Origin of the sequence: Motilibacter peucedani (genome assembly GCF_003634695.1) — a bacterium.
Taxonomy (GTDB): Bacteria; Actinomycetota; Actinomycetes; order Motilibacterales; family Motilibacteraceae; genus Motilibacter; species Motilibacter peucedani.
Genome location: NZ_RBWV01000012.1, coordinates 110,042 through 132,320, shown reverse-complemented (window position 1 = coordinate 132,320; position 22,279 = coordinate 110,042). Strand labels below are relative to the sequence as shown.

The following is a 22,279-nucleotide window of genomic DNA, read 5'->3' as shown; positions in this document are numbered from 1 at the left end:
TGGCGAGCGCGGGGCTCTAGTGCCGCGGTTCGGGCAGGAGCACCTGCTGGAGCTGCTCGAAGTCCTCGACGCAGCGTCCCGAGCCGAGCGCCACCGAGTCGAGCGGCCGGTCGGCGATGTGGATGGGCATGCCGGTCTCGTGGCGCAGGCGCTCGTCGAGCCCGAGCAGCATCGCGCCGCCGCCGGCCAGCACGATGCCGCGGTCCATGATGTCGCCCGAGAGCTCGGGCGGGCACTTGTCGAGCGTCGACTTCACCGCGTCGACGATGGCGTTGACCGGCTCCTCGATCGCGCGGCGGATCTCCTCGGCGCTCACCACGATGGTCTTGGGCAGCCCGCTGACGAGGTCGCGCCCGCGGATCTCGGCGTTCGGCTCCTCCGGCGTCGGGAACGCCGAGCCGATCGTCATCTTGATCTCCTCGGCGGTGCGCTCGCCGAGCATCAGGCTGTACTCCTTCTTGACGTACTGGATGATCGAGGTGTCGAGCTCGTCGCCGCCCGTGCGGATCGACTGGCTCGTCACGATGCCGCCGAGGGAGATGACCGCGACCTCGGTCGTGCCGCCGCCGATGTCGACGATCATGTTGCCGGTCGGCTCCGAGACGGGCAGGCCCGCGCCGATCGCAGCGGCCATCGGCTCCTCGATGATGAAGACCTTGCGCGCGCCCGCGCCGTAGCCGGCCTCCTTGACCGCGCGCTGCTCGACCCCGGTGATGCCGCTGGGCACGCACACGACGAGCCGCGGGTGCGAGAACCGGCTGCGGCGGTGCACCTTCTGGATGAAGTAGCGCAGCATCTTCTCGGTCACGTCGAAGTCGGCGATGACGCCGTCCTTGAGCGGCCGGATCGCCACGATGCTGCCCGGCGTGCGCCCGATCATCTTCTTCGCCTCGGCCCCGACCGCCACGATGCCGCCGCTCGTGGTGTTGATCGCCACCACGCTCGGCTCGTTCAGCACGATGCCGCGGCCGCGCACGTAGACCAGCGTGTTGGCGGTGCCGAGGTCGACGGCCATGTCACGGCCGATGAAGGAGAAGTGGTTCGCCATCGAGCGGGCGGCCTTCCTGGGGTGGTTCGGTCAGGGGCGGCCGGGCAGAGGTCGAGCCCCCGCGGTCGACGCCGTCACTCTACCGAGTCCTCGGCCCGTCTCCCCCGCCCGGACGTTGATCACGTACGACGATCAACAGGGCACCAGCCGTACGTGCGTTGCTGCGGCTGGTGCCCTGTTGATCTACCTACGTGATCAACAACTCCATGCGGGGGCCGGGCCCACGAACCTCGTGCCGGGCCGACCAACTTGCATGGGCCTGGCACGAGGTTGATCGCCCTGGGCGATCAACATCGTCCTGACGGGGGGCGCTAGAGGCCCGGGAAGTAGATGGCGATCTCGCGGGCCGCGGACTCGGGCGAGTCGGAGCCGTGCACGATGTTGGCGATGACCTTCTTGCCCCAGTCGCGGGCGAGGTCGCCGCGGATGGAGCCGGGCGCGGCGACGGTGGGGTCGGTGGCGCCGGCGAGCGAGCGGAAGCCCTCGATGACGCGCTGGCCCTCGAACACCGCGGCGACGAGCGGGCCGCTGGTGATGAACTCGAGCAGCGGCTCGAAGAACGGCTTGCCCTTGTGCTCGGCGTAGTGGCGGGCAGCGGTCTCGCGGTCGAGGGTGCGCAGCTCGAGGGCCACCAGGGTGTAGCCCTTGGCCTCCACTCGGCGCAGCACCTCGCCGGTGAGTCCGCGCTCGACGCCGTCGGGCTTGACGAGGATGAGGGTGCGTTCGGCCTGCGGGGTGTCGGTCACAGACCGCGACCCTACCGACCAGCGGCCGCGCGCTCCATCTCGGCCACCTGGCGCGCGGCCTTCGCCGACAGCCACAGGAAGCCGAACCACATCGCGGCGAACAGCGCCCCGACGAACCACATCACCGGCACGACGAGCCCGCACAGCACGAGCACGACCTGCAGCACCGAGCCGGCGACGAACGCCCACTCGTGCCGCAGCAGCCCGCTGAGCAGCAGGCACGCGAGCGCGAGCCCCCCGCCGAGCACGGTCAGCCACCCGGTGGAGAGGTCGGAGAGGTCCTTGGCCACCAGGATCGCGAAGAAGACGACCATCGCCTCGAGCACGAGGCAGCTGGCTGCGAGTTGGCGGCGCACGCACCGAGTCTAGGCGCGGGTACGCGGTGGCGCAGGCCCGCGGAGCGCCGCGGGCCTGCCCGTGGTGCGAGCAGCGGTCGTCAGCTCGAGAGAGCGGGCGAGTCGGAGCTCGCCGAGCCGGTGACGGCGCCGCTGGTGCCGTGGACGACCTCGATGCGGCGCGGCTTGGCCGCCTCGGCGACAGGCAGCGTGAGCGTCAGGACGCCGTCGGTGTAGGTCGCCTCGATGCGCTCGAGGTCGACGCCCGGGCCGAGCGTGAGCTGGCGGGCGAACGTGCCGGTGGCGCGCTCCTGGGTCAGCCACTCGACGTCGTTGCTGGCCTCGCTGCGCTGGCCGCGGATCGTCAGCATGCGGCCGTCGACGCCGACGTCGATCGAGCCGGGGTCCACGCCCGGCAGGTCGCAGCGCAGGACGAAGTGGTCGCCGGAGCGGTAGAGGTCGACGGGCATCGCCCGCATCGCCTGCTGCGCCTCCCCCACCGAGGCGAAGAGCCGCTCGGTGAGCCGGTCGATGTCGCGGAACGGGTCGAATCGGGTAGCCATCACAACTCCTCCCAACGAAGGACTGGTGCCGTCAGCCGGTCCGCACCGCCGGGGTGGTAGGTGCCACCGGCCATGCCTCTGTTCTAGCACTCTCGAGGCACGAGTGCCAAGTACCCGCGGGACTTGTTTTCCATGCCTGTCAGCAGTTCTGGCTCTCCCAGTCGGTTCATAGGCGATCCACAGCGTCCGCACAGAAGCCCCCGGCACGGTGTGGACCGCGCCCGGACCGCCGTGCGTGGAGGCACGCCGGAAGGGACGCGATGAGGCTCGGGCACACCTGCGTACGCACAGGGACCGGCGCATGAGGCGCCGGGTGATGGCGGTCAACACCGCCCTCGCGGTGGTGCTGGTCGCGGCGATGGCCGCTGCCTACCTGCTCGTCGAGGAGCCGGCGACCGCGAGCTCGACGACGGCGCGGACGGCGGTCGTGCGGCAGGGCACCGTCACGCAGACGGTGTCGGCAAGCGGCAACGCGACCAGCCAGAGCATCGCCGACCTGAGCTTCTCCAGCAGCGGCAAGGTCACGACGGTGGACGTCAGGGTCGGCCAGAAGGTGCGCGAGGGCGCGGTCCTCGCCACCATCGACACGGCCGCCGCGGATGCCGCGGTGGCGTCCGCGCACGCGCAGCTCGAGTCGGCGCAGAGCTCGCTCGAACAGACCGAGGCCGGCCAGTCGAGCTCGGACGCGGCGAAGGACGCCGTGTCCCTCGCCAGCGCGAAGCTGTCGGTCACCAAGGCGCAGACGGCGCTGAGCCAGGCGCTCGCCAAGCAGGAGCTCGACGCGACGCAGCAGGCCCAGGACGTCGCCGCCGCGCAGGAGGCGGCCAAGGCCCTGGCCGGGACCCTGCCCGCCGGGTCGGCTCCAACGAGCGGGTCCAGCAGCAGCGGATCGGCCGCCACCGGCTCGGGCTCGTCGAGCAGCTCGGCCGTCGACGCGGTGACCGCGGCCGAGCAGCAGCAGGCCCAGGTCGCCCTGAGCGATGCAGACTCGGTGCAGAACGCCCGGCAGTCGCTCGCCGAGGCGCAGAACTCCCTCGCCAGCCAGCGCGCGACCATCGCCGCCAACACCGCCGGGCCCACCGCCGCCGCGCTCGCCCAGGCGAAGGCGGCCGTGACCACCGCGCGCGAGTCGCTGACCGACGCCGAGACGGCACGGGCGGGCACGACGCTGACCGCGCCGTTCGCCGGCACCGTCATGTCTCTGGCCGGCTCCGTCGGCGACACCGTCGGGTCGAGCAGCAGCGGCTCCGGCAGCGGCGGGTCGGGCACCGGCGGCTCAGGGACGGGCACCACGACCAGCACCAGCTCGAGCAGCAGCGCCTTCATCGTGCTCAACGACCTCGACGCGCTCGAGATCGCGGCGACCGTCGCCGAGGCCGACGCCGTCAAGGTGAAGGTCGGCCAGACCGCGACCGTCACCTTCCCGGCGACCGGCACGACCGCCTCGGGCACCGTCACCGAGGTCAGCCTCGTCGGCACGACGAGCAACAACGTCGTGAGCTACCCGGTCACCGTCGCCGTCGACGAGGTGCCGACGGGCGTGCACCCGGGTGCGACCGGCAGCATCACGATCACCACGGGCACCGCGCAGGACGCCCTGTCGGTGCAGAGCAGTGCGGTCACCACGCTGGGGAACCGCAGCACCGTGACGGTCCTCAAGGGCGGCCATCGCACGGTGGTGCCGGTCGAGCTCGGCCTGGTGGGCGGCACGAGCACCCAGATCACCAGCGGGGTGTCAGCCGGCGACGAGCTGGTGCTCCCGACGGCGACCACCTCGACGGGCACCAGCACCCGGACCGGCTTCCCCGGTGCGGGTGCCGGCGGGCTGACCGGCGGCTTCGGCGGCGCACCGGGCGGCGGACGGTGAGGCGTCCGGTCCTCGACCTCCGCCAGGTCACCAAGACCTACGGAGCAGGCGACACCGCGGTCCACGCCGTGGCCGGCGTCGACCTGGTGGTCGAGCGCGGCGACTACGTCGCGGTGATGGGCGCCTCCGGCTCCGGCAAGTCCACGCTGATGAACATCGTCGGCTGCCTGGACGCCCCGAGCTCGGGCCGCTACCTGCTCGACGGCGTCGACGTGGGCCGGCTGCAGGAGCGCCAGCTCTCCCTGGTGCGCAACCGCAAGATCGGCTTCGTCTTCCAGTCGTTCAACCTGCTGGCGCGCACCTCGGCGGTCGAGAACGTCGAGCTGCCACTGGCGTACGCGGGGGTGCGGCCCGCCGAGCGGCGCCGTCGTGCGCTCGCCGCGCTCGACCGGGTGGGACTCGCCGGGCGGGTCGGGCACCACCCCAACGAGCTCTCCGGCGGCCAGCAGCAGCGCGTGGCGGTAGCCCGGGCGATCGTCAACGAGCCGGTCCTGCTGCTCGCCGACGAGCCGACCGGCGCGCTGGACTCGCGCAGCACGGCCGACATGCTCGACCTGTTCGACACGCTCAACGCGTCAGGGCGCACGCTCGTCATCATCACGCACGAGGACGAGGTGGCCGCCCGTGCGCGCCGGGTCGTCCGCATGCGCGACGGCGAGATCCAGACCGACGTGCGGAGCGCCGCCCGCGAGCTCGCGCCGTGAGCGTCCGTCAGAGCGCGCGGTTCGCCGTGCGCGGCGTCTCCGCCAACAAGCTGCGCTCGATGCTGACGACGCTCGGCATCCTCATCGGCGTCGCGGCGGTCATCGTCCTGGTGGCCGTCGGCACCGGCTCCAGCAAGTCGGTCGCCGACTCGATCAGCGCGCTGGGCAGCAACGTGCTCTCGGTGTCCCCCTCGCAGGGGGGTACCGGCGGGCGGGCCGGCGGGTTCGGCGGCTTCGGCGGCTTCGGCGGCGGGACGCGGGTGAGCACGGGCAGCCAGACGCGTACGGCCACGCTGACCCTCGAGGACGCTGCGGCGCTCACCGACGCCACCGAGGCGCCCGACGTCCTGTCGGTGGCGCCGGTCGTGACCGCGTCGTCGGTCACCGCGACCTACGACGGCGCGACGCACAGCGTGAGCAGCTTCATCGGTACCTCGCCGAGCTACCTGCGCAACGACAACGACAGCGTGCAGGCGGGGTCGGCCTTCTCCGACTCCGACTTCACCCAGCGGCGTCGCGTCGCCCTGCTCGGCACCGACGTCGCGAAGGACCTCGTGGGAGGCACCGGGCTCGACGCGGTCGGCAAGACGGTGGAGTTCGACGGTGCCCAGTGGACGGTGGTCGGCATCCTCACCGACAAGGGCAGCACCGGCCCGACGAGCCTCGACGACCGCGTCATCGCGCCGCTGCCCGCGGTGCAGGACACGCTGTCCGGCTATGGCTCGCTGAGCAGCATCTCGGTCAAGGCCGCCTCGGCCGACTCCGTCGACGAGGCGGAGTCCGAGGTCACCGAGATCCTCCGCGGCCGGCACCACGTGAGCTCGACGAACGCCGACTTCACGATCCGCTCGTCGTCCTCGATCCTCACCGCGGCCACCTCGAGCAACAAGACCTTCACGGTCCTGCTCGCCTCGGTCGCCGCGATCAGCCTGCTCGTCGGCGGCATCGGCGTCATGAACATCATGCTGGTGACGGTCACCGAGCGGACCCGGGAGATCGGCATCCGCAAGGCGACCGGTGCCCGGCGCGGCGACATCGTCGGGCAGTTCCTCATCGAGGCGGTGCTGCTCTCGCTGTTCGGTGCGATCGCCGGCGTGGCCGTCGGACTGCTGGGGTCGCGCTTCACCATCGTCGGCGTGCACCCGGTCGTCGCGCCCTACAGCGTGGCGCTCGCGTTCGGCGTCGCCGTCGCGACGGGCCTCGTCTTCGGTCTCTACCCCGCCAACCGGGCGGCGTCCCTTCGACCCATCGATGCGCTCCGCTATGAGTGACCACCTATGACCACACCGGAGAACCCCTTGCGAGAGAGCGACATCGACGAGCTGCTCGGCGTGACCCCGCGGGATGACATCGGGCCCGCGACCGAGCGGCTCCCCGCCGCCGAGACGCCGGTCGACGAGACCAGCGGCGACGACGACCTCCGATCGCTGCTGGCCGAGCACTCCGGTCCCCGGCTGTCCACGGTGACCCTCGGGCTGATCGGCGCGCTGCTGCTGACCGGCGCCTTCGCCGGCGGCGCGCTGGTAGAGCGCGGCGCGGGCGGGTCGACGACGGCCGGCGCCGTGCCGGGCGGGCCGGCCCAGGGAGGTGGCCGCGCGTTCGGCGGCTACGGCGGCTTCGCCGGCGCACAGGGAGGCACTGTCCCCGGCGGCGCACAGCGAGGCGCGGGGTCCGCGCAGTCCGCCGGCGGCACGGCCGATGCTCCGGCCGCAATCGGCTCCGTCGTCTCGGTGAAGGGCGGCACGCTGACCATCAAGAACTTCGCCGGCAAGACGGTGACGGTGACGGTGCCCTCCGGCACGTCGGTCACCTCCACGACCACCACGCCGCTGTCCTCGCTGAAGGCAGGCGCCTCGGTCGTCGTGTCGGGCACCACCGCGTCCGACGGCACGGTGACCGCGTCGGGAATCACCACGTCCAAGCCCGCCTCATGAGCTCGACCTCCCCCCGAACCCGAGGAACCTCCATGCACTCGCGCCGTCTCGCCGCTCCCGCCGGAGCCGTCCTCAGCGCTGCCGCGCTCGCCTGCCTCGCCGCGTGCGGCGGGAGCTCCGCCTCCGGCACGACGGCTGCCTCGGCTCCGGCGCCGTCGTCCAGCGCGACGTCCGCGAGCCAGGAGGGCGGCGGGCAGGGCGGCCAGTTCGGCGCCGAGTTCGCGAAGATCCGGCAGTGCCTCTCGGCCGCCGGCATCTCGCTGCCGACGCCGACCGCCCGGCGGGGCTCCACACCGGGTGCCCGGCCCACGGCCCGTCCCACGGCTCGGCCGACCGGCATGCCCCGCAGCGGCTTCGGCGGTGGCGGCGGGGACTTCGCCATCCTCCGGACCGCGGCCGCGCAGGCCGCCATCACGGCGTGCGGGCTGACGGTGCCCCAGTTCGGCGCGCGACGCGCGCCCGGCGGCGAGGCGCCGGCGTCGAGCACCCAGCCCTAGGCGTACGCGGCGGCCCTGCTGCGGGGGCGGACGTCCGCTAGGCGGAGGTCCGACCCAGCAGGCCCCGTGCCTGCGCGACCGTGACGATGCTCCCGGTGACGAGGACTCCGACGCCGCCGAGCTCGGTGTCCTGCTCGGCCAGCGCGACCGCGGTGTCGATCGCCGCGTCGAGCTCCGGGGTCACCTCGACCCGGTCGGCGCCGAAGACGTCGACGGCGAGCGCGGCCAGCTCGTCGACGGGCATCGCGCGCTCCGTGCGGGCCGCCGTGACGACGACCTCGTCGAGCACCGGCTCGAAGGCCTCGAGCAGTCCGCGGGCGTCCTTGTCGCCCATGACGCCGAGCACGCCGATCAAGCGGCTGAACGTGAACGAGTCGCGCAGCGCCTCGGCCGTCGCGAGCGCGCCGGCCGGGTTGTGGGCGGCGTCGAGCAGCACCGTCGGCGAGCGGCGGGCCACCTCGAGCCGACCCGGCGACGTGACGGCCGCGAAGCCGGCGCGGACCGCCTCGATGTCGAGCTGTCCCTGACCACCGCCGAGGAAGCCCTCGACCGCGGCCAGCGCCACTGCGGCGTTCTGCGCCTGGTGGGCGCCGAACAGCGGCAGGAAGAGGTCCTCGTAGTCGCCGCCGAGGCCGCGCAAGGAGACCAGCTGGCCGCCGACCGCCGGCTGGCGCGACAGGACGCCGAACTCGAGGCCCTCGCGCGCGACCGTCGCACCGACCTCAGAAGCCTTGCGCATCAGCACTTCTGCGACGTCGAGGTCCTGCTGCGCGAGGACTGCCAGAGCGCCCGGCTTGATGATGCCCGACTTCTCGGCCGCGATCTCGACCTCGGTCTCGCCGAGGTAGCGGGTGTGGTCGATCGCCACCGGCGTGATGACCGCGACCTGCCCGTCGGCGACGTTGGTCGCGTCCCAGGCGCCGCCCATGCCCACCTCGACGACCGCGACGTCGACCGGCGCGTCGGCGAAGGCTGCGTAGGCCATGGCCACGAAGGTCTCGAAGAACGTCAGGCGGTGCCCGCCGCGGGCGTCGACCAGCTCGAGGTAGGGCGCCACGTCGTCGTAGGCGGCGACGAACTTCTCAGCGCTGATGGGCTTGCCCTCGATGCTGATGCGCTCGCGCGGGCTGTGCAGGTGCGGGCTGGTGAACCGCCCGGTGCGCATCCCGAACGCGCGCAGCAGCTCGTCGACCATCCGCGTCGTCGAGGTCTTGCCGTTGGTGCCGGTGAGGTGCACGACCGGGTAGGCCCGCTGCGGGTCGCCGAGCAGCTCGACGACGGCACGGATGCGGTCGAGCGAGGGCACGATGTCGTGCTCGGGCGCGCGCGCCAGGATCGCGAGCTCGACCTCGGCCAGCCGGGCGGCGAGCTCCGCGGGCGAGCCGGTCTGCTCGCTCACGTGCCGCTGCCCGGCAGGTCGCGCAGCTGCTGGGTGATGCGGGCGATGTCGGCCTCGACCGCCGCCAGCTGGGCCTTCACCTTGTCGACGACCGCGTCCGGAGCCTTCGCGAGGAAGGCCTCGTTGCCCAGCTTGGCCACCGCCCGCGCGTTGTCGGCCTGGGCCGCAGCGAGGTCCTTCTCGAGGCGGCGGCGCTCCGCGGGCACGTCGATGGTGCCGGAGAGGTCGAGCTCGACCACGACCTTCCCGATCGGCAGGCTCGCGGTGGCGGAGAACTCCGCGCCCGGCTCGGAGAGCCGCAGCAGCGTACGGATCGCCTCCTCGTGCGCGCTGAGCACTCCGAGCCCGGTGACCTTCGCGGGCACCCGCTGACCGGGCTTGACCCCCTGGTCGCTGCGGAAGCGGCGGACCTCGGTCACCAGGCGCTGCACCGCCTCGACCTCGGCCTCGGCGACGCCGTCGGCGCGCTCGGGCAGCGCCTGCGGCCACTCGGCGACCACGACGGACTCGCCGCCGGTGAGCGCGGTCCACAGCGCCTCGGTGACGAACGGGACGATCGGGTGCAGCAGGCGGAGCAGCACGTCGAGCACGTGGCCGAGGACCAGGCGGGTGCCGTCGGCCTCCTCGCCGCCCTGCGCCAGCGAGACCTTGGCCAGCTCGAGGTACCAGTCGCAGAACTCGTCCCACGTGAAGTGGTAGAGCGCGTCGGTCGCCTTGGCGAACTGGTAGCTGTCGTAGGCCGCGTCGACCTCGGCGACGGTGGCGTGCAGCCGCGAGAGGATCCAGCGGTCGGCGACCGTGAGCGCACCGGACTCGGGCAGCTCTCCGACGCTGGCGCCGTTGAGCAGCGCCAGGCGGGTCGCGTTCCAGAGCTTGTTGCAGAAGCGGCCGCCGCCCTGCACCCACTCCTCGCTGATGGGGACGTCGGTGCCCGGGTTGGCGCCGCGGGCCAGCGTGAAGCGCAGCGCGTCGGAGCCGTAGGCGTCCATCCAGGTGAGCGGGTCGACCGCGTTGCCCTTGGACTTCGACATCTTGCGCCCGCGCTCGTCGCGCACCAGCCCGGTGAGGGCGATCGTGTGGAACGGCGGCACGCCGTCCATCGCGTAGAGGCCGAACATCATCATCCGCGCGACCCAGAAGAAGATGATGTCGTAGCCCGTGACCAGGACGCTGGTCGGGTAGAACTTCGCCAGGTCGGCGGTCTGCTCCGGCCAGCCCAGGGTGGAGAACGGCCACAGCCCGCTCGAGAACCAGGTGTCGAGGACGTCGGGGTCCTGCGTCCACCCCTCGCCCGGCGGCTCCTCGCCCGGGCCGAGGCAGCGGACCTCGCCGTCGGGGCCGTAGAAGACCGGGATGCGGTGGCCCCACAGCAGCTGGCGGCTGATGCACCAGTCGTGCATGTCGTCGACCCAGTCGAAGTAGCGCTGGCTCATCGACGCGGGAGAGATCACGACGCGGCCGTCGCGCACGGCGTCGCCGGCCGCCTGCGCCAGCGGGGCGACCTTGACGAACCACTGCAGCGAGAGGCGCGGCTCGACCGTCGCGCTGCACCGGGAGCAGTGGCCGACCGAGTGGACGTAGGGGCGCTTCTCGTCGACGACGCGCCCCTCCTCGCGCAGCGCCGCGACCACGGCGGCGCGGGCGTCGAACCGGTCGAGCCCCTCGAAGGGACCCGGCGCGGTCACGCGGCCGCGCTCGTCGAGCACCGTCATGCTCGGCAGGTCGTGGCGCTGGCCGATCTCGAAGTCGTTGGGGTCGTGGGCCGGCGTGACCTTGACCGCACCGCTGCCGAAGTCGGGGTCGACGTGCAGGTCGGCCACGACCGGGATGCGCCGCCCGGTCAGCGGGAGCTCGACCTCGGTGCCGACCAGGTGGGCGTAGCGCGGGTCGTCGGGGTGGACCGCGACCGCGGTGTCGCCGAGCATCGTCTCGGCCCGCGTCGTGGCCACGACGATCGAGGCGTCGCCGTCGCCGTAGCGGATCGAGACCAGCTCACCGGCGTCGTCGGAGTGGTCGACCTCGATGTCGGACAGCGCGGTGAGGTCCTGCGGGCACCAGTTGATGATGCGCTCGGCGCGGTAGACGAGGCCGTCGTCGTAGAGCCGCTTGAAGATGGTCTGGACGGCGTGGGAGAGCCCCTCGTCCATGGTGAACCGCTCGCGCGACCAGTCGACGCCGTCGCCGAGCCGGCGCATCTGGCCGAGGATGCGACCGCCGAAGTCCTCCTTCCAGCGCCAGACGCGCTCGACGAACTCCTCCCGCGACAGGTCGTGCTTGGACTTCCCCTCGGTCTCCATGAGCTGGCGCTCGACCAGGGTCTGGGTGGCGATGCCCGCGTGGTCCATGCCGGGCAGCCACAGGGCCTCGAACCCCTGCATGCGCTTGCGGCGCGTGAGCGCGTCCATGAGCGTGTGCTGGAACGCGTGCCCGAGGTGCAGCGAGCCCGTGACGTTGGGCGGCGGGATGACGATCGTGTAGGGCTGCTTGTCGCTCTTGGGGTCGGCGGCGAAGTAGCCGCGCTCGACCCAGCGCTCGTAGAGCGGGCCCTCCACCTGCGCCGGCGCGTACTGCGGCGGGAGGTCGCGGGCGCTGGCGGCGGTGGGGTCTGCGGTCACGCGCCAAGTCTAGTGAGCGCCGCCGACAGGGCTGCGGCGTCCACGGCCCCACCCCCACCGCGCGCGACGATCATGAGGATCTCCGCACGACGCGCGGGCGTGTCGCCTGACAACCCCATGATCATCGCGGGGGGCGTGGGCCGGGCCCGCCGGCGGGCCGGAGCGGCTGGCTCAGGCCGACTTCTCGCGGCGCTCGCGCTTGGGCGGGGTCGCCTCGCGCGGCACGAGCGTGGGGTTGACGCCCGAGAGGACGACGTCGCGGTCGATGACCACGCGGGCGATGTCCTTGCGGCTCGGCACGTCGTACATCACCGACATCAGGACCTCCTCCATGATGGCGCGGAGGCCGCGGGCCCCCGTGCCGCGCAGGATGGCCTGGTCGGCGATCGCCTCGAGGGCGTCGTCGGTGAGCTCGAGCTCGACGCCGTCGAGCTCGAACAGCTTGGAGTACTGCTTGACCAGCGCGTTGCGCGGCTCGGTCAGGATGCGGATGAGCGCCTCGCGGTCGAGCGGGTTGACGCTCGTGAGGACCGGCAGGCGGCCGATGAACTCGGGGATCATGCCGAACTTGAGCAGGTCCTCGGGCATGACCTCGGCGAACGAGGCGCCGACCGCTGCGGCGTCGGTCGAGCGCAGCTGCGCGCCGAAGCCGAGGCCCTTCTTGCCGGCCCGGCCCTCGATCAGCTTCTCGAGGCCGGCGAAGGCACCACCCACGATGAACAGCACGTTGGTGGTGTCGATCTGGATGAACTCCTGGTGCGGGTGCTTGCGCCCGCCCTGCGGCGGCACCGAGGCGGTGGTGCCCTCGAGGATCTTGAGCAGCGCCTGCTGCACGCCCTCGCCGGAGACGTCGCGCGTGATCGAGGGGTTCTCGCTCTTGCGGGCGATCTTGTCGATCTCGTCGATGTAGATGATGCCCGTCTCGGCCTTCTTGACGTCGTAGTCGGCGGCCTGGATGAGCTTGAGCAGGATGTTCTCGACGTCCTCGCCGACGTAGCCGGCCTCGGTCAGCGCCGTGGCGTCCGCGATCGCGAAGGGCACGTTGAGCATGCGGGCCAGCGTCTGGGCGAGCAGCGTCTTGCCGCAGCCGGTGGGGCCGAGCAGCAGGATGTTGGACTTGGCCAGCTCGACGGACTCGTCGCGGCCGTGCTTCGGGCCGTTGTCGCCCGCCTGCACGCGCTTGTAGTGGTTGTAGACCGCGACCGAGAGCGCCTTCTTGGCCGTGTCCTGGCCGATGACGTACTGGTCGAGGTAGTCGAAGATCTCGCGCGGCTTGGGCAGCTCGTCCCAGTTGACCTCGGAGGACTCGGAGAGCTCCTCCTCGATGATCTCGTTGCAGAGGTCGATGCACTCGTCGCAGATGTAGACGCCGGGGCCGGCGATGAGCTTCTTGACCTGCTTCTGGCTCTTCCCGCAGAAGGAGCACTTGAGCAGGTCGCCGCCGTCACCGATGCGTGCCACGCGGTGCCTCACTCCCTCTGCTGGACCAACTGCTTGCTGCTGCGCCCCGCGTGCTGCGGTGCGCCGGACCTGCTGGCGTGCGCCGGGACCGGAGGCTCCGGGCTGCACGTGACCGACGGTACCCCGACCGGTGGTCGTGGCGTCGGCTCCGCGGCGACTTGCCCGCACGTGGCGCCTCGGAGGAGCTCGCCGAGCCGGGTGGGGACCCGGCCCTGGCGCACCCCACGCTTCGCCACGCGGGCCCCGCCGTCAAGCCCTTTGGACGACCAGCTGATCGGCCGGCCGGCCGCGGACCTGAGGGCGGGACCGCTGCGGAGCGGGTCAGGCCGAGCGGGTCGTGAGGACCTGGTCGATCAGGCCGTAGTCGAGCGCCTCGGGCGCCTGGAGGATCTTGTCGCGCTCGATGTCGCGGCGGATCTCCTCGATCGGCTTGTTGCTGTGCTTGGCCAGCGTCTCCTCGAGCCACTCGCGCATGCGCAGGATCTCGCGCGCCTGGATCTCGATGTCGGAGCCCTGGCCGCCGCCCTCGCTGTAGGGCTGGTGGATGAGCACGCGGGAGTTCGACAGCGCGAAGCGCTTGCCGGCGGTGCCCGCCGCGAGCAGCACGGCCGCAGCGCTGGCGGCCTGGCCCAGGCAGAACGTCTGGACGTCCGGTCGGACGAACTGCATCGTGTCGTAGATCGCCGTCAGCGCGGTGAACGAGCCGCCGGGCGAGTTGATGTAGAGCACGATGTCGCGGTCGGGGTCGGCCGACTCGAGCACGATCAGCTGGCTGATCACGTCGTTGGCGATCGTGTCGTCGATCGCCTGCCCGAGGAAGATGATGCGCTCCTCGAACAGCTTGGTGTAGGGGTCCTGCCGCTTGAAGCCGTAGGAGGTGCGCTCCTCGATCTGCGGGAGGACGTAGCGGGAGCTGGGCGCGGCGGCGCCGAGCGCGGACTGCGCCGCGTAGCCGGCGGGGAGGTGCAGGTTCCCCATGGGGGTCGTCATCCTGTCGTGAGAGGGGACGGGCGAGGCGAACGGCGAGCTCATGCCGTGCCCCCGCTGCCCTCGACCTGGCCGGCGCTGCGCACGACCTGGTCGACGAAGCCGTAGTCCTTGGCCTCCTCGGCCGTGAACCAGCGGTCGCGGTCGGAGTCGCGCTCGATCGTCTCGGGCGTCTGCCCGGTGTGCTGGGCGATCAGCTCTGCCATCTTGCGCTTGGTGTAGAGCATCTGCTCGGCCTGGATCTTGATGTCGGAGGCCGTGCCGCCGAACCCGCCCGAGGGCTGGTGCATCATGATGCGCGCGTGCGGCGTGGCGTAGCGCTTGCCGGGCGCGCCGCCCGAGAGCAGGAACTGACCCATCGAGGCAGCCAGGCCCATGGCGACGGTGGCCACGTCGTTCTGGATGAACTGCATGGTGTCGTAGATCGCCATGCCGGCCGAGACCGAGCCGCCGGGCGAGTTGATGTAGAGCCAGATGTCGCGCGTCGGGTCCTCAGCGGCCAGCAGCAGCATCTGCGCGCAGATGGCGTTGGCGTTGGAGTCCTCGACCACGGAGCCGAGGAAGATGATGCGCTCGCGCAGCAGCCGGTCGTAGACGCGCGTGTCGAGCCCGGCCTCAGCCTGGCCCGCCGACGCGTAGGTGTGCGCCACTCCCTGGTGGCGCGGGACTTCGAGGGCCGGGCTGGCGATGTGCAGCCCGGTGCCTGCGGGGGTGGTTCCAGCGGTCACTGCGGCTCCCTTGGACGACGTGCAGTGGGCAGTTCGGGCCGGCCCCCGCGAAGGGGGCCGGCACCGACACTAACCAGGTGGCGGGCGCTGCTGATCCCGGGGACGCCCGGTGTTCGCCAGCGGCTTATGGATCCCGCCCGACCGCTAGTGCGAGTGGGTGTGGCCCTCGTGGTCGTGGCCCTCGTGGTCGTGGCCCTCGTGGTCGTGGCCCTCGTGGTCGTGGCCCGAGTGGTCGTGGCCCGAGTGGTCGTGGCCCGAGTGGTCGTCCTCGAGCACCTCGTCGCCCAGGGCCGCCTCGGCGGCCAGCTGCGGGCTGAGCTCCTCCAGGTCGACGACGTTGCCCGACTGGTCCTTGATCGTGACCTGGCCGAGCAGCGCGGCGAGCGCCTTGCCGCGGACGACCTCGCTGACCAGCACGGGGATCTGGCCGGCCTGCATGACCTGCTGGGCGAGCTGCTCCGGCGGGATGCCGAACTGCTGGGCGCGGCGCACGAGGTGCTCGGTGAGCTCCTCCTGCGACACGTCGACCTGCTCGCGCTTGGCGATCGCGTCGAGGACGAACTGGGCCTTGACGGCGGTGCGGGCGTTGTCCTCGAGCTCGGCGGTGAACTCCTCCTCGGACTGGCCCTCCTGCGCGAGGTAGCTCTCGCGGGTCAGCCCGTTGTTCTCGAGCTGGTGGTGCAGGTCGTGGTTGCGCGCGTCGACCTCGGACTTGACGATGCCCTCGGGCAGCGGGACGTCGACGACCTCGAGCAGCGCCTCGAGCGCCTTGTCGCGCGCCTCGGCGCCCTGCTCCAGGCGGCGGGCCCGCTCGACGCGGGTGCGCACGTCGGCCTTGAGCTCCTCGAGGGTGTCGAACTCGCTCGCCATCTGCGCGAACTCGTCGTCGGCCTCGGGCAGCTCGCGCTCCTTGACCGACTGGACGGTCACGGTGACCTCGGCGTCCTGGCCGACCTGCGGCCCGCCGGCGATCTTGGTGGTGAAGGTGGCGGACTCCCCGGCCGACAGGCCGGTCACGGCCTCGTCGAGACCCTCGAGCAGCCCGCCGGAGCCCAGCTCGTAGGACTGGCCGGTCAGGGTGCCGCCCTCGATCGGCTCGCCGCCGACGGTGGCCGAGAGGTCGAGCACCACGAAGTCGCCCTCGGCGGCGGCGCGGTCGACGCCGGTCAGCGTGCCGAAGCGGGCGCGCAGCGCGGTCAGCTGCTCCTCGACGTCGTCCTCGCTGACGACGACGTCGTCGACGGTGACCTCGATGCCCGAGAGGTCAGGCAGCTCCACCTGCGGGCGCACGTCGACCTCGGCGGTGAACTTGAGCGGCTGGCCGTCGGCGAACTCGGTGACGTCGACGTCGGGCTGGCCGAGCACGTCGACCTCGCTGGACTCGACGGCCTGGCCGTAGAAGCGCGGCAGCGCCTCGTTGACGGCCTCCTCGAGCACCGCGGCGCGGCCGAAGCGCTGGTCGATCAGCCGGTTGGGGATCTTGCCCTTGCGGAAGCCCGGGATCGACACCTGGCCGGCGATCTTCTTGTAGGCGGAGTCCAGGCTCGCGGAGAGCTCGTCGAAGTCCACCTCGACGATGAGCTTGACCCGCGTCGGGCTGAGGGTCTCGACGTCGGTCTTCACGGCTGGGTGCTCTCCTCGGGATCTGCGTACAGGGCGGGCGGTGCGGGTCGGTGCGGTGCTGAGCGGCTGCTGCGGAGCCAGGCCGCGCAGCGGGCGCACCTGGGACGCGGAAGGGGCCGGGGCCTCCTCCGCGCGAGTCGGGGCGGGGAGAGTCGAACTCCCGATCTCCTGCCCCCAAAGCAGGCGCGCTGGCCACTACGCTACGCCCCGCGGCGCGCACGAGAGTCTAAGCCCTGCCCCGCCCGTGGGCGGACGTGCGCGCAGCCGCCGCTAGCATGGGCCCCGGTCGTCGCGCGCCGGCGAGGCGCGCGTGGACGACCGCTGCGGGTGTAGCTCAATGGTAGAGCTCCAGCCTTCCAAGCTGGCCATGCGGGTTCGATTCCCGTCACCCGCTCCACCGCACCCTGCCCGCACCTGCCCCAGCAGGTGCCACGGCCCTCTCCGCAGGGGTCCGTCGCGGGCGGGCGCGTGGGCAGAGCCGTCGCGGGGTTGGCACCGGGTCCACCGGCTGGAGCCTCAGGCCGGCAAGGCATCGTTCGACGACGCCGCGCCGGGGGGCTCTGGCTCGCACCGCCACCTCCCCGCCGCGGCTCCTGATGAGGAGCGGCACGTGCAGATCGTCTGGAACAGCTTCGGCGGCCGCTACTCGGACAACCCGCGAGCGCTCTACGAGGCGCTGCTCGCGCACCCCGGGGCGGCCGGCTTCCGGCACACCTGGCTGAGCGACCCGCTGCACGCTGGCGGGTTCCCCGAGGGCACGCCCCAGGTGGCCCACGGCTCGCCCGAGAGCGTCGCGGCGCTCGAGTCGGCCGACCTGGTCGTCTCCAACACCCACATCGAGCTGGACTGGACCAAGGCGCCCCGCGCCCGCTACCTCCAGACCTGGCACGGCACGCCGCTCAAGCACATCCACTTCGACGTCTACTGGGCGCCCGAGGGCCGCCTCGACGAGCTCACCCGCGACGTACGCCGCTGGGACGTCCTGCTGTCCCCGAACGTCGCGAGCACCGAGAACCTGCGCAACGCGTTCGACTTCCACGGGCCGGTGCTGGAGACCGGCTACCCGCGCAACGACGTGCTGGTGGACGAGCGCGGCGCAGAGGTGCGCGAGCGGGTGCGCGCGCAGCTCGGCATCGCGCCGGGCACGACCGCCGTGCTCTACACGCCGACCTGGCGCGACGACCTCCTCGACGGCGAGGGCCGCCTCGACTTCTCGCTGCACCTGGACGCCGAGGAGTTCTCCCGCCGGCTGGGCGACGACCACGTCCTGCTGCTGCGGATGCACTACATGCTCTCGGCCCGGCTGCGCGACGAGCAGCGCCCAGGGGTCGTCGACGTCTCCTACCACCCGGACATCAACGAGCTCTACCTCGCAGCCGACGTGCTGATCACCGACTACTCCTCGACGATGTTCGACTTCGCGGTCACCGGCCGCCCGATCCTCTGCTTCACCTACGACCTCGAGGACTACCGCGACCGGCTGCGCGGCTTCTACTTCGACTTCGCCGCGATCGCACCCGGGCCGCTGCTGCGCACCAGCGACGAGGTCCTGGGCGCCCTCGAGGGCCTCGACGCCGTGGTGGCGGAGCACGCCGACGCGTACGCAGCGTTCCGCGAGCGGTTCTCGCACCTCGAGGACGGCCGGGCTTCCGAGCGGGTGCTCGAGGCCGTCGTCCTCCCGCTCGCCCGCGAGCTGGAGGCCGCGGCCGGCCTGCCGGCCCTTCCGGCGGCCGCTGCCCACGACGTCCAGGTGGTCGTCCTGGCCGCGGGCCTCGGGTCGCGCCTCGGCCGCCCGCACCCCAAGCCACTGACGGTGCTCAAGGACGGGCGCTCGATCCTGCAGCAGCAGGTCGAGAACCTGCGCGAGGTGCTCGGGCGCGACACCTCCATCACCGCTGTGGTGGGCTTCATGGCCGAGGACGTCATGGCGGCGGGCCCGCAGCTCTCGTTCGTCTACAACGCCGACTTCGCGACGACCAACACGTCGAAGAGCCTGCTGCGGGCCCTGCGCGGGAGCCGAGCCGGCGGAGTCCTGTGGCTCAACGGCGACGTGGTCTTCGACCCGCGCATCGTGCAGCACGTGCTCCCGCTGGTGGAGAAGGACGTGTCGTTCGTGTGCGTCAACACCGAGCGGGTGGCCGACGAGGAGGTCAAGTACACCCTCGACGACGACGGCTACGTCGCTGAGCTGAGCAAGGCGGTCGCGGGCGGGCTCGGCGAGGCGATCGGCATCAACTACGTCTCCTCCGACGACAAGCACCTGCTCGTCGAGCGGCTCGAGCAGTGCGGGCCGCAGGACTACTTCGAGCGTGGCATCGAGCTCGCGGTCGAGCTGGACGGGCTGCGCGTCCTGGCGGTCGACATCTCCCAGTTCCCTGCGGTGGAGGTCGACTTCGAGGAGGACCTGCGTCGCGCCGACGCGGTCGAGTGGGTCCCCTGGGAGCGACCGGGCAGCTAGCACGACCTCGCGCTGTCGGTGGCGTCTGGGAAGGTGGACGGCGTGCTCCCGGTCGCCCACCTCGACCTCGACGCGTTCTACGCCGCGGTCGAGGAGCGGCAGAAGCCCAGCCTGCGCGGCCGGGCCGTCGTGATCGCCGGGCGCGGCGGGCGCGGAGTGGTCGCGACCGCCAACTACAAGGCGCGCGAGCTGGGCGTCCACTCGGCCATGCCCTCGTGGCAGGGGCGGGCGCTGGCGCCGACCGCGGCGTGGATCTCACCGCGCATGCAGGCCTACTCCGAGCACTCGGCCGCCGCGCTCGCCCCGCTCTACGCCACGTTCGAGCGCATCGAGCAGATCGCCTCCGACGAGGTCTACATCGACCTGACCTCCGCCCGCGCCGGCGCCGAGCTGCGCCACGACTGGACCGGCGACCCGGCGGGCGCGGCCCGGGCTCTGCAGCGCGCGGTGCTCCGGGCAGTCGGGCTCACCTGCTCGGTCGGGGTCGCGCGCCACAAGCTGGGCGCGAAGCTCACCAGCGAGACCGCCAAGCCGGCCGGCACCGCGGTGCTCGCCGCCGACGAGGAGGACGCCTTCCTGGCCGCGCTGCCGGCGAAGGCGCTGCCCGGCATCGGCCCGGTGAGCGCCCAGAAGCTCGGCTCCGCCGGCATCCGCACGGTCGGCGACCTGCGATCGGCCGGCGAGCACACGCTGGTCGGCCTGCTCGGGAGCGCCCACGGCACCGCCATGTGGGATCTCGCCCACGGCCGCGACACCCGTCCCGTCGAGCACGAGCGGGTGCGCAAGTCGGTGGGCTCCGAGCGCACCTACGCCCGCGACCTGCACGGCCTCGACGAGGTGCGCGCAGCCCTCGGCCCGGTGTTCGCCGACGCGTACTCCAGGCTCGTGCGCAGCGGCAGCGCCGCGCGCACCGTGACGGTCAAGCTGCGCTACGCCGACTTCACGGGCGAGACGAGGGCCACCTCGCTGGCCGCCCCGAGCGACGACGAGCGGCTCCTGCACGACGCTGCCCAGCGCTCGCTGGTGGCCTCCGGCGCGGCACGGCCCGGTGCGCTCGGCATCCGGCTGCTGGGCGTGGCGTTCAGCTCGCTCGACGAGGTCACCCAGCTGACGCTCGACGCGCCGGAGCGGGTGGTGCACGACCTCGCCGAGCCGGCCGAGGACCCCGACGAGGTCGAGCAGTCGGCCGGCGCGATCGTCGCGGAGGACTCCGCACCAGGCGCCGACGTCCTGCACGAGTCGCTCGGGCGCGGCTGGCTGGTGGGCGCCGGGCACGGGGTCGCGAGCGTACGGTTCGAGACCTCGACGTCCGCACCGGCGCGTACGCGTGGCGTGCCCCTCGGCGACGCACTGCGCCACACCTCCCCCGAGCCGCCGCGCCCCGAGCCCGACGCCTGAGCTGCGACGGGTAGCGTCCTGCCCGTCGAAGCGGCGGCGGGCCAGCCGCCCGGGGTGGGGAGACTGCGCATGTCAGGGAGTGCGTCAGAGCGGTTCCCGGTGCACCGGGAGCCTGGCAGGCCAGCGCGGACCCGTCGGGTCGTGCTCGCTGTCGTCGCCGGGACGGCGCTGGTCGTGGCGCTGCTGATCGCGGGCTCGGTCGTCGCCAGCGGCTACGACCGCACGGCCGGCGGCGAGGTGGCGGTGATCCGCAACGGAGGGCCGCTCGACAACAACAGGGTGCGGCAGGTCCTGCCTCCGGCCAGCGCGCGCACCTGGATCGGCATCGGGTCGACGGCGCACAAGTACCCGGCTCAGCAGCGGTTCTACACGATCACAGCCGATAGCAAGCGGGGTGACCGCGAGGGCGTCGACGTGGAGAACGACCCCACCGCCGACGGCGTCGAGGTGGGCATCGAGGCGACCGTCTACTTCACGCTCACGAGCGACCCGTCGGCGCTGGAGTCCTTCGACGACAAGTACGGCACTCGCAAGTACCGCGGGCTCACCGGCGCCTACCGGTACGCGTGGGACGGCGACTCGGGGTGGACGACGTTCCTCGACCAGATCGTGCGACCGGTCATCAGCAACGACCTGCGCCAGGAGATCGGTGACTTCCGCTGCGCCGAGCTCCAGGCCTCCTGCTCGCTGGTGCAGAACGCCGGCTCGGGTGCAAGCTCGGCCACCGCCACGGCGAGCAACACCAACATCAGCAAGATCCAGGAGTCGATCAACGCCTCCCTGCAGGCCGACCTGAACAGCACACTCGGCGGACCGTTCATCACCGGCGTCCGGTTCAACCTCGCCAAGATCACCCTGCCGCAGCAGGTCCAGGACGCCATCAACAAGGCGCAGGCCGCGTTCGCCGGGGTCACCGAGGCGCAGGCCCGGGTGGCGCAGGCCAAGGCCGACGCGCAAGCCAACGAGCAGCGCCAGCGGGGGTACGCCACCTGCCCCGCGTGCGCGCTGATCGACGAGTACAAGGCGATCCCGCCGACCATCACGACGTTCGCGCCCGGCGCCGGCTTCGCCGTCACCCCGTCCACGCCGCGCTGACGAGGGAGCGGCATGGGACTCGTACGCGTGCTGCTCCCGCTTCTCGTCGTCCTCGTCCTGCTCGCCGTCGTGCTCGGCGCCCTGCCGCGCAGGCGCGCCGAGCTGGACCCCGGGCCCTCGCAGTGGGTGCCGGCGCACATCGACCGGGACGGGACCACCGTGGTGCTGGTGCGCCGAATCGCCCTCGAGACCCGGCAGGTGCTGGAGGAGCGCTACGTCGAGGCGATCCCGAGCGGCGCACCGGACCACGACGAGCGCTTCCTCGCAGCGATGGCCGCGGCGCGTGCGCGGGCGGCGCTGTTCGCCTCGGAGGAGGACTGAGCCGCGACTACGCCGGCAGCACGTCCTCGACCGCCGAGACGACCTCGGGCGCGTCGGGCACCGTGCGCGGACGGAAGCGGCGAACGACGCGGCCGTCGGGCGCGACGAGGAACTTCTCGAAGTTCCACTGCACGTCGCCCGCCTCACCGGCGTCGTCGGCGACGGCCGTGAGCTCGGCGTAGAGCGGGTGCTGCTCGGGGCCGTTGACCTCGAGCTTCTCGTACATCGGGAAGCTGACGCCGTAGGTCGCCGAGCAGAACTCCGCGATCTCGTCGGAGGTGCCGGGCTCCTGGCCGCCGAACTGGTTGCACGGGAAGCCGAGGACGGCGAACCCGCGCGGCGCGAGCTCCTCGTGCATCGCCTCGAGCGCGGAGTACTGCGGCGTCAGGCCGCACTTCGAGGCGACGTTCACCAGCAGGAGAGCCTTGCCGGCGTGCTCGGCCAAGGTGGTCTCGGTGCCGTCGAGCCGGTGCAGCGGGATGTCGAAGATGCTCATGCCC

The 22,279-nt window shown here is 72.3% G+C and carries 20 protein-coding genes and 2 tRNA genes; 10 read left to right on the top strand and 12 right to left on the bottom strand.

Features of this window, described 5'->3' with window-relative positions:
• Positions 1-16 precede the first annotated feature (16 nt).
• From CLV35_RS11520 to CLV35_RS11505, 4 genes are all read right to left on the bottom strand, one after another.
• Positions 17-1,048: a rod shape-determining protein gene (locus tag CLV35_RS11520; RefSeq protein ID WP_121193642.1), complete on the bottom strand. Its 1,032-nt coding sequence runs from the start codon at positions 1,046-1,048 to the stop codon at positions 17-19.
• A gap of 311 nt (positions 1,049-1,359) precedes the next feature.
• On the bottom strand, positions 1,360-1,794 hold the full coding sequence (ndk, locus tag CLV35_RS11515; RefSeq protein ID WP_121193641.1) for a nucleoside-diphosphate kinase: 435 nt from the start codon (positions 1,792-1,794) through the stop codon (positions 1,360-1,362).
• An 11-nt stretch (positions 1,795-1,805) separates the two neighbouring features.
• Complete coding sequence (locus CLV35_RS11510) at positions 1,806-2,150, bottom strand: DUF4233 domain-containing protein (RefSeq protein WP_147431949.1); 345 nt, start codon at positions 2,148-2,150, stop codon at positions 1,806-1,808.
• 80 nt (positions 2,151-2,230) lie between these two features.
• A complete protein-coding gene (locus tag CLV35_RS11505) occupies positions 2,231-2,692 on the bottom strand; it encodes an Hsp20/alpha crystallin family protein (RefSeq protein ID WP_121193639.1) in 462 nt (153 codons plus the stop codon).
• Positions 2,693-2,993: 301 nt separating this feature from the next.
• Between CLV35_RS11505 and CLV35_RS11500 the strand changes: the two genes are divergently transcribed.
• The 5 genes from CLV35_RS11500 to CLV35_RS11480 are packed head-to-tail and all read left to right on the top strand — an operon-like array spanning position 2,994 to position 7,694.
• Entirely contained in the window at positions 2,994-4,559 is a 1,566-nt protein-coding gene (locus CLV35_RS11500; protein ID WP_147431948.1) for an efflux RND transporter periplasmic adaptor subunit, read from the top strand.
• Positions 4,556-5,263, top strand: coding sequence for an ABC transporter ATP-binding protein (locus tag CLV35_RS11495; protein ID WP_121193637.1), 708 nt, complete (start codon positions 4,556-4,558; stop codon positions 5,261-5,263). Before CLV35_RS11500 ends, CLV35_RS11495 begins: the two co-directional genes overlap by 4 nt.
• Entirely contained in the window at positions 5,260-6,534 is a 1,275-nt protein-coding gene (locus tag CLV35_RS11490) for an ABC transporter permease (protein WP_183061937.1), read from the top strand. Before CLV35_RS11495 ends, CLV35_RS11490 begins: the two co-directional genes overlap by 4 nt.
• Before the next feature lie 6 nt (positions 6,535-6,540).
• On the top strand, positions 6,541-7,197 hold the full coding sequence (locus tag CLV35_RS11485; RefSeq protein WP_147431947.1) for a hypothetical protein: 657 nt from the start codon (positions 6,541-6,543) through the stop codon (positions 7,195-7,197).
• 32 nt (positions 7,198-7,229) lie between these two features.
• Positions 7,230-7,694 carry a hypothetical protein gene (locus tag CLV35_RS11480; RefSeq protein WP_121193635.1) on the top strand — a complete coding sequence of 155 codons (465 nt, stop codon included), beginning with the start codon at positions 7,230-7,232 and terminating at the stop codon, positions 7,692-7,694.
• 37 nt (positions 7,695-7,731) lie between these two features.
• On the opposite strand, the gene CLV35_RS11475 is transcribed toward CLV35_RS11480, so the two are convergent.
• From CLV35_RS11475 to CLV35_RS11445, 7 genes are all read right to left on the bottom strand, one after another.
• Entirely contained in the window at positions 7,732-9,093 is a 1,362-nt protein-coding gene (locus tag CLV35_RS11475; protein WP_183061936.1) for a bifunctional folylpolyglutamate synthase/dihydrofolate synthase, read from the bottom strand.
• Positions 9,090-11,708 (bottom strand): valine--tRNA ligase, encoded by a 2,619-nt coding sequence (locus CLV35_RS11470; protein ID WP_121193634.1) that lies wholly within the window; start codon positions 11,706-11,708, stop codon positions 9,090-9,092. Before CLV35_RS11470 ends, CLV35_RS11475 begins: the two co-directional genes overlap by 4 nt.
• 171 nt (positions 11,709-11,879) lie before the next feature.
• Positions 11,880-13,169 (bottom strand): ATP-dependent Clp protease ATP-binding subunit ClpX, encoded by a 1,290-nt coding sequence (gene clpX / locus CLV35_RS11465; RefSeq protein ID WP_121193633.1) that lies wholly within the window; start codon positions 13,167-13,169, stop codon positions 11,880-11,882.
• 321 nt (positions 13,170-13,490) lie between these two features.
• The gene (locus CLV35_RS11460; RefSeq protein WP_121193632.1) at positions 13,491-14,147 is read right to left on the bottom strand and encodes an ATP-dependent Clp protease proteolytic subunit; all 657 of its coding nucleotides are present in this window, start codon (positions 14,145-14,147) and stop codon (positions 13,491-13,493) included.
• A gap of 50 nt (positions 14,148-14,197) precedes the next feature.
• On the bottom strand, positions 14,198-14,806 hold the full coding sequence (locus tag CLV35_RS11455; RefSeq protein ID WP_121193904.1) for an ATP-dependent Clp protease proteolytic subunit: 609 nt from the start codon (positions 14,804-14,806) through the stop codon (positions 14,198-14,200).
• A gap of 222 nt (positions 14,807-15,028) precedes the next feature.
• Entirely contained in the window at positions 15,029-16,507 is a 1,479-nt protein-coding gene (gene tig / locus CLV35_RS11450) for a trigger factor (RefSeq protein ID WP_121193631.1), read from the bottom strand.
• 137 nt (positions 16,508-16,644) lie between these two features.
• Positions 16,645-16,717, bottom strand: a tRNA-Pro gene (locus CLV35_RS11445).
• 113 nt (positions 16,718-16,830) lie between these two features.
• On the opposite strand from CLV35_RS11445, the gene CLV35_RS11440 reads away from it, so the two are divergent.
• The 5 genes from CLV35_RS11440 to CLV35_RS11420 all read left to right on the top strand — a co-directional run bounded on the left by CLV35_RS11440 (position 16,831) and on the right by CLV35_RS11420 (position 21,779).
• A tRNA-Gly gene (locus CLV35_RS11440) sits at positions 16,831-16,904 on the top strand.
• Between the two features lie 213 nt (positions 16,905-17,117).
• On the top strand, positions 17,118-18,965 hold the full coding sequence (locus tag CLV35_RS11435; protein ID WP_183061935.1) for a CDP-glycerol glycerophosphotransferase family protein: 1,848 nt from the start codon (positions 17,118-17,120) through the stop codon (positions 18,963-18,965).
• Between the two features lie 42 nt (positions 18,966-19,007).
• Entirely contained in the window at positions 19,008-20,363 is a 1,356-nt protein-coding gene (locus CLV35_RS11430; protein ID WP_183061934.1) for a DNA polymerase IV, read from the top strand.
• A gap of 141 nt (positions 20,364-20,504) precedes the next feature.
• Positions 20,505-21,458, top strand: coding sequence for an SPFH domain-containing protein (locus tag CLV35_RS11425; protein ID WP_231121727.1), 954 nt, complete (start codon positions 20,505-20,507; stop codon positions 21,456-21,458).
• A 12-nt stretch (positions 21,459-21,470) separates the two neighbouring features.
• Positions 21,471-21,779 (top strand): hypothetical protein, encoded by a 309-nt coding sequence (locus CLV35_RS11420; protein WP_121193627.1) that lies wholly within the window; start codon positions 21,471-21,473, stop codon positions 21,777-21,779.
• A 7-nt stretch (positions 21,780-21,786) separates the two neighbouring features.
• Here the strand turns inward: CLV35_RS11420 and CLV35_RS11415 are convergent, their stop codons facing one another.
• Positions 21,787-22,275, bottom strand: coding sequence for a glutathione peroxidase (locus CLV35_RS11415; RefSeq protein ID WP_121193903.1), 489 nt, complete (start codon positions 22,273-22,275; stop codon positions 21,787-21,789).
• Positions 22,276-22,279: the final 4 nt, after the last annotated feature.